General features: G+C 38.6%; 14 protein-coding genes and 1 pseudogene. 11 read left to right on the plus strand and 4 right to left on the minus strand.

Annotated elements, in window-relative coordinates; genetic code table 11:
- Positions 1-9 precede the first annotated feature (9 nt).
- The 3 genes from phaR (at position 10) to phaP (H4J54_RS01595) (ending at position 1,750) form a co-directional block, all read left to right on the plus strand.
- Positions 10-471, plus strand: coding sequence for a polyhydroxyalkanoate synthesis repressor PhaR (gene phaR / locus H4J54_RS01585; RefSeq protein ID WP_310650143.1), 462 nt, complete (start codon positions 10-12; stop codon positions 469-471).
- 103 nt (positions 472-574) lie between these two features.
- On the plus strand, positions 575-1,132 hold the full coding sequence (phaP, locus tag H4J54_RS01590; RefSeq protein ID WP_182189070.1) for a TIGR01841 family phasin: 558 nt from the start codon (positions 575-577) through the stop codon (positions 1,130-1,132).
- 213 nt (positions 1,133-1,345) lie between these two features.
- On the plus strand, positions 1,346-1,750 hold the full coding sequence (gene phaP / locus H4J54_RS01595) for a TIGR01841 family phasin (RefSeq protein WP_182189071.1): 405 nt from the start codon (positions 1,346-1,348) through the stop codon (positions 1,748-1,750).
- A gap of 757 nt (positions 1,751-2,507) precedes the next feature.
- Here phaP (H4J54_RS01595) and H4J54_RS01600 read toward each other — a convergent pair.
- Positions 2,508-2,681 (minus strand): hypothetical protein, encoded by a 174-nt coding sequence (locus H4J54_RS01600; RefSeq protein WP_182189072.1) that lies wholly within the window; start codon positions 2,679-2,681, stop codon positions 2,508-2,510.
- A 169-nt stretch (positions 2,682-2,850) separates the two neighbouring features.
- Between H4J54_RS01600 and H4J54_RS19735 the strand changes: the two are divergent.
- From H4J54_RS19735 to H4J54_RS01610, 3 genes and pseudogenes are all read left to right on the plus strand, one after another.
- Positions 2,851-2,974 (plus strand): annotated as a pseudogene (locus H4J54_RS19735) (IS3 family transposase); the annotation flags it as partial.
- Positions 2,975-3,215: 241 nt separating this feature from the next.
- Positions 3,216-5,762, plus strand: a complete 2,547-nt coding sequence (locus H4J54_RS01605; RefSeq protein ID WP_182189073.1) for a TonB-dependent siderophore receptor — start codon at positions 3,216-3,218, stop codon at positions 5,760-5,762.
- 164 nt (positions 5,763-5,926) lie between these two features.
- A complete protein-coding gene (locus tag H4J54_RS01610; RefSeq protein WP_182189074.1) occupies positions 5,927-6,820 on the plus strand; it encodes an alpha/beta hydrolase in 894 nt (297 codons plus the stop codon).
- A gap of 21 nt (positions 6,821-6,841) precedes the next feature.
- Here the strand turns inward: H4J54_RS01610 and H4J54_RS01615 are convergent, their stop codons facing one another.
- Positions 6,842-7,759, minus strand: coding sequence for a LysR family transcriptional regulator (locus H4J54_RS01615; RefSeq protein ID WP_182189075.1), 918 nt, complete (start codon positions 7,757-7,759; stop codon positions 6,842-6,844).
- Positions 7,760-7,890: 131 nt separating this feature from the next.
- Here H4J54_RS01615 and H4J54_RS01620 point away from each other — a divergent pair, with 131 nt between their 5' ends.
- The 5 genes from H4J54_RS01620 (at position 7,891) to H4J54_RS01640 (ending at position 12,814) form a co-directional block, all read left to right on the plus strand.
- The gene (locus tag H4J54_RS01620; protein ID WP_182189076.1) at positions 7,891-8,682 is read left to right on the plus strand and encodes a fumarylacetoacetate hydrolase family protein; all 792 of its coding nucleotides are present in this window, start codon (positions 7,891-7,893) and stop codon (positions 8,680-8,682) included.
- A gap of 5 nt (positions 8,683-8,687) precedes the next feature.
- A complete protein-coding gene (locus H4J54_RS01625; protein ID WP_182189077.1) occupies positions 8,688-9,590 on the plus strand; it encodes an acetaldehyde dehydrogenase (acetylating) in 903 nt (300 codons plus the stop codon).
- Positions 9,591-9,592: 2 nt separating this feature from the next.
- Positions 9,593-10,615: a 4-hydroxy-2-oxovalerate aldolase gene (gene dmpG / locus H4J54_RS01630; protein WP_182189078.1), complete on the plus strand. Its 1,023-nt coding sequence runs from the start codon at positions 9,593-9,595 to the stop codon at positions 10,613-10,615.
- Positions 10,616-11,138: 523 nt separating this feature from the next.
- On the plus strand, positions 11,139-12,119 hold the full coding sequence (locus H4J54_RS01635; protein WP_182189079.1) for a transposase: 981 nt from the start codon (positions 11,139-11,141) through the stop codon (positions 12,117-12,119).
- A gap of 302 nt (positions 12,120-12,421) precedes the next feature.
- Complete coding sequence (locus H4J54_RS01640; RefSeq protein WP_182189080.1) at positions 12,422-12,814, plus strand: hypothetical protein; 393 nt, start codon at positions 12,422-12,424, stop codon at positions 12,812-12,814.
- A gap of 315 nt (positions 12,815-13,129) precedes the next feature.
- Here H4J54_RS01640 and H4J54_RS01645 read toward each other — a convergent pair whose 3' ends face one another.
- Positions 13,130-13,978, minus strand: coding sequence for a tryptophan 2,3-dioxygenase (locus H4J54_RS01645; RefSeq protein WP_182189081.1), 849 nt, complete (start codon positions 13,976-13,978; stop codon positions 13,130-13,132).
- Positions 13,975-15,354 (minus strand): NAD(P)/FAD-dependent oxidoreductase, encoded by a 1,380-nt coding sequence (locus H4J54_RS01650; protein WP_182189082.1) that lies wholly within the window; start codon positions 15,352-15,354, stop codon positions 13,975-13,977. The genes H4J54_RS01645 and H4J54_RS01650 overlap by 4 nt, the downstream gene beginning before the upstream one ends.

Below are 15,354 nucleotides of genomic sequence, written 5' to 3' on the forward strand. Positions count from 1 at the left end.
TTATCGTAAGTGAAAATTAATAACCGACTGAGAATACCCTTGATCATAATTAAAAGATATCCAAACCGTCGTCTGTATGACACTACAAAGAGTCATTATGTAAATTTGGATTATATTAGAGAATTAGTTATTTCGAATCAAGAGTTTAAAATAGTTGACTCGAAAACAAGTGAAGATAAAACCCGTAGTATTTTAGTTCAAATTATAAGTGAAGAAGAAACAAGTGAGCGACAATCCTTGTTAACCAATACCTTATTGAAACGCTTAATATGTTTTTATGGCAATGATAATCAAGATTATTTACAACAATTTCTTGAACAAAGTCTTGCTGCTTTTATTGAACATCAAGATGATATTTTAAAACTCAGCAATGACATTAATAAAAACTCTCCTTTTGGTTTATTTAGCAGTATTGTCGAGAAAAATATGAATATTTGGACTAAATTTCAGAAGCCAGCAGATAAAAAGTAACAAAATGTTGCACCGCAACAAAATAGTAATTGACTAAAAACTTAAAAATTGGTTAAATTCTCACCAAATGATGCTGCTATCAGCAAAAATTAAGGAGAAGTCTATGTTTAATCAATTTACAGATTTATTTCAAACCTCATCAGACCCAATTGATAAGTTGGTCAAATTAAATATATCAACCGCAAATGCTATTGCACATCAACAAGGATTGCTCATTACGAGTTTGTTTAATGACAGTATGTCATTTAGTCAAAAGATGATGACAACACCAGACATAAACATTTTTGTTGCCGAACAAGCAAAATTTAGTACCTATGTACAAAATGAATTAACTGATGCCATAAAACAAACATCTGAAACACTCACCCATGCGCAAAAAGATGCAGAAGAAATTATTAATGATTCTTTTGCCGTATTTTCAACTAAAGTGAGTGAAACTTTAGTTGAAAATGTAGCCGTTGCTCCAGAAGCACTCAATAAAAATAAAACTCAGCCAGCGAAACAGGCTGCAGTACAAACACCAGCACCAAAGCAAGCTAAAGTAAAAACCACACCAAAAGCTGAAGTTAAAGCTACGCCCAAGGCTGAAGTTAAAGCTACGCCAAAAGCTGAAGTTAAGGCTACACCAAAAACTGAAGTTAACCTTATATCTAAAAAATAACTAACATTGGTATTAACGCTATAGATTTAAACTGAGTTAAAGATTTATTTTTAAATTATAACTCTTAATTTTCATTGGCTTGAACTGGTATTTAGACATAATGCTGCATAGCAGCAAAAAAGTTATTGACGACCCTGTTGTGACCACTTATACTAGTTTTGAGTTGAATTGCTGCACCGCAGTATAATATAAAACTAAATAGGAACTACCATTATGTTTACACAATTAACTGAACAATTTACTACTGCAATGAAATCATTAAACAATACAGACCAGTTCACTGCAGTTATGAAGCCATTTAATACCCTTGTAGAACTTAATACTAAAACGGTTGAGCAATTAATCAATCAGCAATCAGCATTAATGACTACGATCATGAACGACAGTGCAGCTCAAACTAAAGCATTGTCAGCTCAGAAAGATTTAGCCGCAGCGATTGAGTCACAAAAAGCTTTCACTGAAGCGCTTCAAGCAAAAGTTACTGCTTCAGCTAAAGAGACTTATGATGTTGTCACTAAAACGTCTGAAGAAGTGACCAACTTAGTTAAAGATTCTATTGCGAACGCGACCAGCAAGACTAAAGACACTATGGCAAAAGCGACTACCGCTGCTAAATAATTTATGACTAATAAATAAGCTAATTTGTGCTTGTTGATGAAAAACCAGTATCTTGATACTGGTTTTTTTTAGCTAAAAAATAAAAGACAAATAGTACCCGGTTCATTAATTAGGTGAGCTATTGTATACGCAGGAAAAACCGGAAAATCAATATGTTCACACTCAACTGACTCTAGCTTATCTTCACATACTTTTGCAGAGCTTCACGGAAAATTGACAACAGCGGCAAGCTTACCAAAATAGTACTCTACCTTTCATAAGATATGTAATTTATCAATCCCCTAATATGTCCAAATGGGTCATGACACACGAGAAAATCTCGCTAATACCAATTTAGCGGCAAAAAAAATCTATAATTAATACCTAGAAATATAAACCGAAAAGGTAACGCAACAGTTGATATAGCAGCAGCAAAAAAGGCTTACATGTAGTGCAGATAGAGAGACTCGTACTCTCAGGATCTAAGCCCCCTCCTCAATAATGCAAAAAAAAAGACAACAAAAACATTAAATACAATAACTTGAACGAATTTTATTATTCTGTTCATTTAGAAGTAGTAGCAGTACCAGTCATTTGAGAACAATAGCTTACATCTGAATTAGCAACCCAGTATTCACTTAACATAAATTTCAATATCATCTATAACAGCGGCAATATAGTATTTTTTTTATGACCATCCTTGTCTGAAGCTATCTCTATTTTTAACTAACTCTGAAGGTAGCGCCCTTCTAATATGTTTATTAATTGCTGACCTATTTTATTGGAAAAAAGCTCTTTCCATTGCAATTAACCCTGCTAGTTTACCATCACGAAACTCTTCCGGTTCAATACCAAAAGCGTTATAAACTCTAATATCAGTGCCAATTTTGTAACATTCGGCTAGAAAGTCAAAAGATGCACTTGTGTCATCTTCAAATGATCTATCAAGCATAAGGCCATTATTCTTGTGTTGTGTTGTGTTAATTTAAGCAGCCGTATGTAAAGTTAAAACTCTTTCGCGGTAAGCTTAATATCCCCCCTGAAACAGAAATTTTTTAGCCTTTTGATATAAATCCAAAACTAGTGACTTACTATGAGTTGAATTCATGGTATCAAGGGTAGGTTATAAGAATTTTAATGAAGCTAAACAAGCGATTATTGGTTGCATCATGTAATTATTATAATAAGATTAGGCCACATACCTACAATGCAGGGATAAGCCCCAATGAGTCAGAGCGAAAGTAAGGGCTAAGCGACAAAAACCTGGCCAATTTTACTTGGCCACTTCACCTATTAATATACAAGAAAGTTATCTATTTACAAAAAATATTCAATAAATAAATATAAATTTCAAATCATATTTAGGCGTATGCTATTAGCAGCTTATAAAAATAGTCGGTTTATTTCAGTGACAAACATTCAATTTTAAACAATAAATTATTCATCAATTCCAAATAATTAAAATAAGACAATAAGGGTAATACTTATGAAAAAACAATTCCATATCCATGCATTAACGCTTGCCGTATCCGTTGCGCTCGGCAGTCCTACAGCGTTTGCACAGGATGATGCTGAAGTTAAAACTGATGATAAAATTGAACAAATTTCAATTTTAGGTTCGCGAGTAGCAAACCGCACAGCAACCGAGTCATCTGTACCTATCGACATTATTGATATGAAATCTCTGACCAAAGGCGGATTTACTGAACTAGGGCAAAGTTTACAAGCAACAGCGCCCTCTTTTAACTTTACGCGCACCCAAGTTTCTGATGGTTCAGATTTATTTCGTCCCGCAACACTAAGAGGTTTGCAGCCGGATCAAACATTAGTTTTGGTTAATGGAAAACGACGTCATAACCAAGCAATTTTTGGACTTAATGGCACCGTTGGGGCCGGTGCTGCAGGCACTGACATGAATGCCATCCCGATTAGCGCCTTAAGTAATATTCAAGTATTACGAGATGGGGCTGCAGCCCAATATGGTTCTGACGCAATTGCAGGTGTGATCAATTTGACCTTAAATGACACTACAGGTGTTACTACTGGATTTGTCCAAGCAGGAAGCACTGGCGAAGGAGATGGCGACAAGTTAACTCTAGGGCTAAATCGCGGTTTTGATATAGGAGACGACGGCGGTTTTATTAATTTATCACTTGAGTATCGTGATTATGATGGTGTCAATAGAGCCAAAAAAGACAGAACCGGTTCTTCAACTATTGCGCCGGGTGAGTTGTCAGACACAGTACGCTGGGGAATGGGTGATGCAGCATCTGAGTTCGTATCAACATTTTTCAATATGGCCATCCCTTTAAATGACAATAAAGAGTTCTATTCTTTTGGTGGCTTTTCAAATCGCACGGCTTTAGGTAATGGTTTTTTTAGAGCATTTAACTCTGCATCTCAAAATGTTCCTCAAGTTTACCCTGACGGCTTTTTACCTCGTATCGATAACGAAGCTGAAGATACGTCACTGGCAGCCGGTATCCGTGGCGAGATCAATGATGACTGGTCTTTTGATGTCTCCATAGTGCATGGTAGAAACAAATATGATTTTGATTCAAAAAATACACTTAACGCTTCTTATGCCGCAGAGTATGTCGCAAATAACCCTGGCGCAAATGATGCGGATATAACCGCTAACTCTGGCCCTAGCTCTGGCTATTCCGGCGGTTTTCGATTTAACCAAACGACAGCTAACTTAGATATATCCGGCTCGGTTGATATTGGCGCTGATAACGAATTGTATGTTGCATTTGGCACAGAGTATCGTGATGAAAATTATGAAATTGTACCGGGTGAAGAAGCCTCTTATGCTTGTGGTATAGCCAATACGAGTAGTTCATTTCCATCAATTATTGACTCAGAAACCTTTGCTGAATGTGGTTTTCAAGCTTACCCTGGATTACGTCCTGACGCAGCAGTAGACGCGAGTCGTGATAGTTATGCGCTTTACGTCGATGTAGAAATGGATATCATCGATGGATGGAATCTTGGTGCCGCATTACGCTACGAAGACTTTTCAGATTCGGGTGATGACCTAGTTGCCAAGCTATCAAGTCGTTATGAAATAAGCGATGATTTTGCATTACGCGGAGCCATATCAACAGGTTTTAGAGCGCCTTCATTACAACAAAGTGCCTACACAGCCTTTACGACTAACCTTGGCCCTGGTGGTGTGTTGTCACCATCATTTACAGCAACCGCTGGCTCGCCATTTCCTGCTGCTCTTGGTGTAAATGGACTTGAATTAGAAACAACTAAAAATGCCAGTATTGGTTTTGTCTATAATGCGACTGACGAAATGACATTAACGGTCGATGCATACAGTGTAGAAATTAAAGATCGAATCACACTCGGTAGTTTATTAAGCCCAGAGCAAGTAGCATTTAACCCTGCAGCGGTTGACGCACTTGCCGCCACGGGTGCAGATCAAGTCAATTATTTTTCAAACTCAGTTGATTCTACAACCAAAGGTGTAGATATCATTTTGAGATATGAGACGACTTTATCCGATGGACAGTTTAGTGCGACTTTTGCCGGTAATATTAACAAAACAGAAATAGACCGAGTGAATAGTCCAGACGGTATTCCTGAGGAGGTTTCTCTAGATGCTCTGCAACGTAGTTTCTTGGAAAACGGCCAACCGAAGGAAAGAGCAACCTTAACCTTTGACTATGAACGCGGAAAATGGAGTTCTGTGCTTCGAGCCAATTATTTTGGTGAAACAGATGTCACGTATTTTGGTAATGACCATATTGGACTCCCTGGCTTTTTATCGCCAACAGGCGAATTTAAACCTACCAGCATTGTTGAATCGGCAGTGTTAATTGATTTGAATATTTCATATCAACTAACCGATAGTTTAGCCTTGGTAGCCGGTGCTGATAATATTTTTGATGTGACACCTGATGAATTAGGTGAAGATGAAGCCTTAGACTTTATCACCCAAGGTGCCTTTAAATACCCAATAAGAGCTGTGCCTTATGGCTTTAATGGTTCAAGTTATTTTGTTCGCGTTAACTTTTCTTTCTAAAGCATTTTGTTTTAAACATAAGTTTTAAAAATGAAGCGTTTGAAAGTGCCTACCTCGTGTAGGTACTTTTCAAGCGAGTATTGAATACACTCACCTAATAGCATAACTACTCACTTTATTTTTATGTACCACTACTCACAATAAGTAATCATGGGAATGCAAAAATGACCGAAATTGATCCTTCTGATTTAGATAATTTAAATAGGGAATATTCACCTAGCAGTTGTATTAATGATATTAACTTTCATATTCAGCAATATATTACTCTAAGTCACATCGCTAAAAATCAAGCAATAGCACTAAAAGCACTGCACAGTAACCTGCACTATGGTGAGCATAAAACTCAAAGCCTAGATCTTTACCTACCTATAAATACCGCAAATAATACCGCAAAACGTCGTTTGATGGTGTATATCCATGGCGGCTATTGGCAAGAATTGAGCAAAGAAGAGTCGTGTTTTGCGGCCACAAACTTTCAACAACAAGGTTTTCATTTTGCCGTGCTTGATTACACACTTGCTCCTGATGCCAGTATTACCGATATTGTTGAGGAAAACCGCCAAGCTATCGCTTGGTTATACAAAAACGCCTCGCGATTTGGTTACGACCCCGAACAAATATATGTCGGTGGTAGTTCAGCGGGTGCCCACTTAGCCATGATGATGCTTCAAACCCATTGGTCAGATTACGTTCCTGCTTATCAGGACAATATTATTAAAGGCTTGTGTGCTGTCAGTGGTATTTACGATCTTCAGCCATTGCTGCCAACTTATGTTAATGAAGCATTAAAAATGGACAACGACGAAGCAAAAGCGAATAGTCCTATTCTACGACCATTACCTAAGCCTGTACCTGTGATTATTGCTTTTGGTGATATAGAAACGGATGAATTTAAGCGACAAAGTAAAATGATGACCGAAAAACTTCAACATAAAGGCTTTAAAGTTAAATTTAAACAAATTGAAGAACGAAATCATTTTGATGTCATTCTTGATCTCGGTGACAAGTCGAGTTGGTTATCTCAACAAACCATCGCCTTGATGACATCAATAGAGTGATTTTTACACCTTCAAGTCAGGTTACTTATTTGCATGTTTCTTAAGAATATTTGTCATTAGCTTGGCCGGTTTTATCACGTTACTGGTCTTAAGATAAACTAAATGCCAATATATTTTTAAACCGCTCTCTCCTATCGGCATGGTTTTAATTTCGCCTTCTGTCAAATACGGAACAATGAGCTGTTTCGACATAATAGTCACCCCCATGTTGACTTTAACCAGCTCAATAATCGCTTCATTAAATCCCACTTGAACGACTTTATAGGGCAACACATTCTGAGGCTTGAAGAGTAATTCATACTCCCGATCTTTCTCTGGCACAGTAGAATTAGTAATGTAAGTTTCATTCGAAAAATCTTCAGCACTCATGAAAGGCTGTTGTGCTTTTTTATGTTTAGTGGATAAACAGGCTTGAAGTTCGTCCTGAAATATAAAGACAGTGTCGTAGTCATTATTGTGAATATCTAATAGCTTATCTTTACTCGAAATTAACGCGATATCTACGTCACCATTATAAAGAGCATCAAGCGGACTAATGGAGGCTTCTGCGGTAATTTCTAGCTCAATATTGGAGAGTTCTTTATGGAAATAACTCACCACATCGGGTAGCCACTTAAATGAAGCATAATGAGGTAGGCCAATGCGCAGAACTTGATCAATGCCGTCACTTAATCGTGCAATATCGTATTCAGCGCGTTCAAGCTCCTCCAGAATTTTTTTGGCCGACTGCAGTAAACGCTTACCTGCAGTCGTAATAACTAATTTACGCCTGCGCCTAGCAAATAAATTAATATTAAGACGACGTTCAGCTTCGCGAATTCTGTTGGTTAACGCTGGCTGGGTGATAAATAGTTTTTCAGCCGCCTCTTTCACCGTGTTAGATTCTACTATGGTACAAATCATTTTTAAGTGGCTAATATTAAGTTGGCTCTTTCCCATTGCTATCACCTTTATTATTGATACATTTTTTGAATCAAATAACAGAATATATTCAATTATTGTTATTCAACATACTCAAGTAAAGTAGCAATAGCAATTTTAATTTATTCTCAAGCTTAGGATAATCACCAATGAAAACATTAGAGATAGAACAATGCGCTCATCGTTTAAATGAAGCGATGAGTGCTCAAAGAACACTTCCTCCTTTAACCACTCAATACCCTGAGCTGACCATAGATCAGGCCTATGCCATATCATTAGCATTCCTGAACATTCGTTTAGAAAAAGGCGAAAAAATAATAGGTAAAAAAATTGGCCTGACGAGTGACGTTGTACAAAAAATGTTAGGTGTACATCAGCCTGATTTTGGTTTTTTATTGGATAAAATGCACTATTCATCAGGTGCCGAAATCGTACTTAAAAAAGAACTTATTCAAGCTAAATCTGAAGGAGAAATAGCCTTTAAATTAAAACATGATTTAGTGGGACCCAATATCACAGCAGATGACGTTTTAGCGGCAACCGATCAGGTCTTTGCTTGCTTTGAGATTGTTGATTCTCGTATTGAGAACTGGCAAATAAAAATTCAAGATACCATTGCAGATAATGCCTCTTGTGGAATTTTTGTGATGAGCGATCAAGGTGTTGATCCTAATACGGTTGATTTTGAAAATTGCCGTATGACCATTAAAAACAAGGGCAAAGTTGTGGCTACGGGCAAAGGAAGTGCAGCACTTGGCTCACCGTTAAACTGTGTCGCTTGGCTAGCTAACACTTTAGGTACTTACGATATTCCTTTAAAAGCGGGTGATATTGTCTTATCTGGTTCATTAGCCGCAATGATCCCCTGTGAAGCTAACGATGAAATGAGTGTTGAAATTGAAGGTGTGGGCAGCGCCGAATTTAAATTTGTAGCGGAGTAAATGATATGACTAAAAAAATTAATGTTGCGCTCATTGGCTCTGGAAATATCGGCACTGATTTAGTGATAAAAGCATTGCGTAGCTCGTATATAAATCCCGTATGGATGGTAGGGATTGATGAAAACTCTGATGGCCTAACCAGAGCTAAAGCGGCTGGGTTAAAAACTACGGCAGCAGGCATAGATGGTTTATTAGCGCATATTGAAGCAGATAATATCAAAATAGCCTTCGATGCTACCTCTGCTTATGTTCACGCTGAAAATAACGAAAAGTTGGCGCGCCATGGCGTTACCGTGATTGACTTAACGCCAGCAGCGATTGGCCCTTTTTGTGTACCCCCCGTTAACCTCGATGAACTGCTGAGTAAAAATGCCCCTAACGTAAATATGGTCACCTGTGGGGGTCAAGCGACAATCCCTATTGTGGCAGCCATTAGCCAAGTGCAACCCGTTGCCTATGGCGAAATTATTGCCACTATTTCGTCAAAATCTGCCGGCCCAGGTACACGTAAGAATATCGACGAATTTACCCGTACTACCGCTAGTGCTATTGAATCTGTTGGTGGTGCTAAAAAAGGTAAAGCTATTATTATTCTTAATCCTGCAGAGCCGCCATTGATGATGCGCGACACAATACATTGCCTTACTGAAGATAAGCCTGATCAAGCAGCGATTACCGAATCGGTTCACGCAATGATCAAAAAAGTACAAGCCTATGTGCCGGGCTATACATTAAAAAATGGCCCTGTGTTTGATGGTAACCGTGTCTCTGTGTTTTTAGAAGTTGCCGGTTTAGGAGACTATTTACCCACTTACGCTGGTAACCTAGATATTATGACTGCTTCAGCCTTACGTACCGCTGAAATGTTAGCGCAAAACATACAAAACATACAAAACATAGGAGAATAGCAATGAACTTAGCAGGACGTAAGATCCAACTTCATGATATGTGCCTACGTGATGGTATGCATGCAAAGCGTCATCAAATATCAATTGAAGAAACAGTACGTTTATCAACCGCATTAGACGAAGCGGGTGTTCAGCGAATAGAAATCGGTCATGGTGACGGATTAGGTGGTGCATCAGTAAACTACGGATTTGCCGCACATACCGACGAAGAATACTTAGAAGCAGTTATTTCTAAAATGAAGCAAGCCAAAGTATCTGTGCTATTAATACCAGGTATAGGTACGGTTGATCACTTACGCATGGCGCATTCTTATGGCGTTCATACCGTACGAGTGGCGGCACAATGTACTGAAGCCGATGTAACCGAACAACACATCAATTTATCTCGCAAATTGGGCTTAGACACGGTTGGCTTTTTAATGATGGCACACATGTTAGAGCCGAAAGAATTGCTCAAACAAGCCAAGTTGATGGAAAGCTATGGTGCAAATTGTATTTACTGCACCGATTCAGCGGGCTATATGCTACAAGATGATGTAAAAAGCCGTATAGAAACATTGCGTGCTGGCTTGAAACCTGAGACTGAAATTGGTTTTCATGGCCATCATAATATGGCATTAGGCGTATCAAACTCACTAACCGCAGTTGCCGCAGGCGCAGACCGTATAGATGGTTCAGCCGCTGGCCTAGGTGCGGGTGCGGGTAATGCACCATTAGAAGTATTTAACGCCGTGGTTACACGCATGGGTGCAAAAACAAATGCTGATGTGTTTAAGTTAATGGCGGTTGCTGAAGAAATTGTTGTTCCAATGATGGATAAGCCCATTCGAGTCGATCGCGACTCTTTAGTATTAGGCTATGCAGGTGTTTATTCGTCCTTTTTATTACACGCTCAAAGAGCCGCCAAAAAATATGGCGTACCAAGTGAAGAAATATTAATGGAACTAGGACGAATGAAAACAGTCGGTGGTCAAGAAGACATGATTGAAGATGTCGCCATCAACCTCGCCAAGGCACGGCGCTAACATCACTTTAAAAAATGAAAAAACAGGGTGAACATCACTGTTTAACCGGCAATGGATTGCTCCCTATTATTCATTCATTCATTGCAAATAAATTCACTCACATTAATTCAATCAAATAGAGTCAAAAAAAATAATTATTTTTGACTCTATTTGATTTGTGTCTATTGGCAATATTGTTTGGTTATACCAAGCTAATCATTTCTATCTTAAAAAGTTCTTCTTCTAATTAAGCCACCCATAATAACTTGTTTATTTTTCGAACAACAAACTACACTTAATTTACCCTTTTATAAGTGTTGTGATTGTTATGCCCAAGCCTCGTTCACAACAAATTAGTTTATCTGATACACCGTATTATCATATTTGTAGTCGAACCGTCCGCTGTGCTAATTAAGCCACCCATAATTGCTAATTAAGCCACCCATAATAACTTGAATTGCTAATTAAGCCACCCATAATAACTTGTTTGTTTTTTCAACAATAAACTACACTTAATTTACCCTTTTTAAGTGTGGTGATTGTTATGCCCAAGCCTCGTTCACAACAAATCAGTTTATCTGATACGCCGTATTATCATATTTGCAGTCGAACCGTCCGCAAAGCCTTTTTATGTGGTGTTGATAAAGCAACGGGTGTTAGCTATGAGCACAGACGTAGTTGGATTGAACAGCGTATTTTTCAATTATCTCAGGTGTTTGCTATTGATATTTGTGCTCACGCTGTCATGAATAATCACTTACATTTAGTACTTCATGTTGATAGTGAACAGGTGAAAAGTTGGTCTACGTTAGATGTACTGTCCCGTTGGCATAAGTTGTTTAAAGGCACCTTGTTGACCAGAAAATATCAGCGAGGACAACTATTAACTAAATTCGAATTGAAAATGGTTGAAGAAACAGCACAGGTCTATAAACAGCGTTTAATCGATATCAGTTGGTTTATGCGCGCTTTAAATGAGCCTATTGCTCGTCAAGCGAATAAAGAAGACAAATGTACTGGCCACTTTTGGGAAGGACGCTTCAAATCTCAAGCCCTGCTCGATGAAGGCGCTTTACTGTCCTGTATGGTTTATGTTGATTTAAATCCAGTCCGTGCGGGCATTGCGCCAACACCTGAGCAATCGAGTTTTACTAGCATCCAGCTACGTATCAAAGCGGCGATAAAGGGCAAGCAGCCTACAACGTTATTACCTTTTACTGGCCATGCACATCAAGAGAAAACCTCAGGTATCAGCTTTAGCTTGAAGGATTATTTAACCCTGGTAGATGAAACAGGTCGCGTAATAAGAGAAGACAAACGAGGCGCTATCGATGCTAAAACCGCACAGATACTGTCAAGACTTCACATCAGCGATGAAAGTTGGCTAAAACTCACCACAAACTTTGAAGGTATATTCACTGGCGCGGTCGGCACCGCAGAGCATTTGTGTGAATTTACTGAACACGTGGGTTTAAAGCGAGCACACGGTAAAGCCAATGCCCAAGCTTGTTTGAATAGCGCTTAAACTTAACTAGATGCTAAGACAGCAAGAAAAATACGGCTACTATGCTACTATGGGGCAGCAAGTACCGCTTGCCTGACATTCACTCATTTAATGAAAATATATAAAATCGATATACAAAGGCTTAGAATATGAAGTACAGGCATTGTTGTTGACCAATGGATAGCAGTATTTCAGAGCATTATTATTGAGTAGCGTTATCATGGGTGGCATAGTTAAAAGCATAGTTAAAAAGCAGTTAAAAAGCAGTTAAAAAGCAGCATAGTTAATTAGCATGCCATAAAGTAGAGAGTAAAGGTGTAATTATGTTAGAGCCAGTTCACGGAAAATTTTCGGTATCTCGGCAGGGGAACACAGTTTATTGTGATTACTCCGATGGATTTAATACTGCCGGCGTAAAGGCTATTACCGAAGAGATATTAAGGGTCAAAAAACCACTTAAACAATGGGTTTTGTTGCAGCGTCCAGAACCAAGCGCAGGCATTACTTACGATGCCATAGAATTAATGTACCAATGTTATGTGTCATTACAAAGGGCAGGATGCTTAGCGGTAGGTTTGCACGAAAATAGTATTTACGTGCATTCAGGTCGATTTAGCAAGGATGGTGAGCTCACTATGCCAATTGCTATCGACAAAGACATTCCTACGCTTGTGGACTTTCTAAATAAAACATTAGAAAAAAATAACATAAGGTAATGTTATAAATTTTCAAATTTATTAAGCCACCAAATTTATTAAGCCACCCACCCATAATAACTTGTTCGTATTCTAGTGATATCTTAGGCCTGTTTGGGCGGGAAAGTGGCGTTCAAGGGTGATGTGACAACCACAGTAATGTGAGCTTAACCTGCCTCACAATCAAGTCTTAAATTTTGACTAACTTTGCTCTAAATATGATCATGGTTTTACAAAAGCTAACGTCTTCTTTGTGGCATAAGTGCTCGAAGAGGTTAAATCTAGTAAACACAAGATGTAGTGGTCGGTTGGGCTAAGTGAATAGCCCTTATATATCTACAGTTTGGTACGCACAGTATAAAGTTCAGGAAAAAAGCTGATATCCAGTGCCTTTTTAAGAAAACCCACGCCTGAAGACCCCCCTGTACCGGCTTTATTACCAATAATTCGCATCACGGTCGACATATGTTTAAAGCGCCATTGCTGAATGGTGTCTTCAATATCAACCAATTTTTCTGCCAACTCATAATATTCAAAATACTGATCAGGGTTTTGGTAAACCGTTAGCCAAGCATTCACCACTGAGTCATTACTTTCATAGGGCAATGTAACATCTCTTGTTAATACCTCTGCATCAATAGGGAGGCCTTTGTTATGTAATGCGGTAATCACTTCATCATAAAGACTTGGCTGTTCAAGTATGCCTTTTAGGTCACTATGTACTAACTCGTTACTTTGATGAACGTCTAATAATGACGCATTTTTATTGCCAAGCAAAAACTCAATTTTGCGGTAACCGTATGATTGAAAACCGGATGAATGACCAAGATCGTCACGGAATTTAAGGTAATCAACGGGCGTTAGTGTTGATAGAATATCCCAAGATTGAGTCAGTTGCCGGATGATTTGCTTCACGCGAGAGATCACTTTAAACGCGTGGCCAAAATTACCCTCTTTTACATTCACCATTGCAGCACTCAGTTCGTGCCCTGCAAGTTTCAACCATAGCTCACTGGCTTGATGAATGATGACAAAAAGCATTTCATCGTGTTGCTCACTTTTCGGCTGCTGTGCCGATAATATTTTTTCCAGGCAAAGATAGTCTCCATACGACATGTCATCTTTAAAATCAGTATGAATAGAGTCTTCCATCGCGCGGTAATTAGTATTATACGGGCAACTCATGAGGTTTTTACTCCTAGGTTTCTGGTCATGGTTAAATGGTGCAAATGCTCATAAATATCTTCGTCTTGCCAGCGTTCTTCTATATTTGGCAATGCCATAATTTGACTCATAATGTCTTTTTGAATATCGCCTACACGCAAAGCTTCACTGTAAGGTGTATACGGTGAGAATGTCACCATAGAGTATAGCGGAACCCATAAATCAGGGTAACGTTCATGAAAATTCGCTTCAATTTTTTTACATAATTGGAAGTTGGCATCTCCAGACAATTCACTCATTTCAACAAAGTTACGTTTAGCGAGTTCAATTATCGCATCACCATTCGGTTTACGTTGCAGCTGGTATTGAGACAGTATTTCAGGCCAATCTCCTTTGTGCTGCATAACGAGATTATTTAACTCTCGACAATCTTCAAAGCCACAGTTCATCCCTTGACCATAAAAAGGTACCATAGCATGTGCTGCGTCACCGATTAAACCCACATTATTATTCACTACCCAAGGGTATATATGAACTAACGATAATGGCGACGCTTTTCGGCTCATAAATTCACCGATAGGATCCTCGATCAAATCTAAAGTATCACTAAAGTAGCTTTGAAAAAAAGCTTCTACGTCATTACGTTGCTGTAAAGCATCAAATGAAATTTCACCTTCTTGATTCATAAATAACGTACAGGTAAAGCTACCATCTGGATTGGGCAGTGCAATTAACATAAAGTCTTTTCGAGGCCAAATGTGAAGCGCTTCTTTTTCCAGTTGATGACTACCATCTGCTGCTGCAGGGATATGCAGTTCAATATAGCTTTGAGGCATATATTCAAGGCTATAGCTAATACGTTTTCGCGGAATTTCTTGCATTTTTCGACGTACTTTCGAAAATGCACCATCAGCACCCAATAATAGATCGCTAGTATGCTGTATTATTCCCTGCTTAGTATTGAACGTTAGCGTAGTACTATCAAAATCGATGTCAGTAAGGTGGCTGTTAAAATGCAACGATGCCGTTTGCTCTTGTTCGGCCAACGAAAGCAATTGTTCATTTATTTTAGAACGTGATACCGACCAAATAGCTTGATTTTCTTTACCGTATGCTTGTCTTGTTAGCTTACCTTTAAGGTCATGCATAACTCGGTGGTACATAGGTATTGCTTCACGTTTTACCTCATCGGCAATACCAACCGCTTCAAGGGCGAGCCAGCCACGATCAGATAATGCGATATTAATAGACTTACCCTGATAGATATCACTACAACGTGAATCATCACGGGATTCAAACAAGTCTACTTTATAGCCTTGTCTGGCTAACATAACGGTAAGTAGAGCACCAACAGGCCCACCTCCAGCAATAGTGATAGTTTGGGTAGATTGAGTCAT

The sequence above is a fragment of the Colwellia sp. MB3u-8 genome (assembly GCF_014076985.1).
GTDB lineage: Bacteria > Pseudomonadota > Gammaproteobacteria > Enterobacterales > Alteromonadaceae > Cognaticolwellia.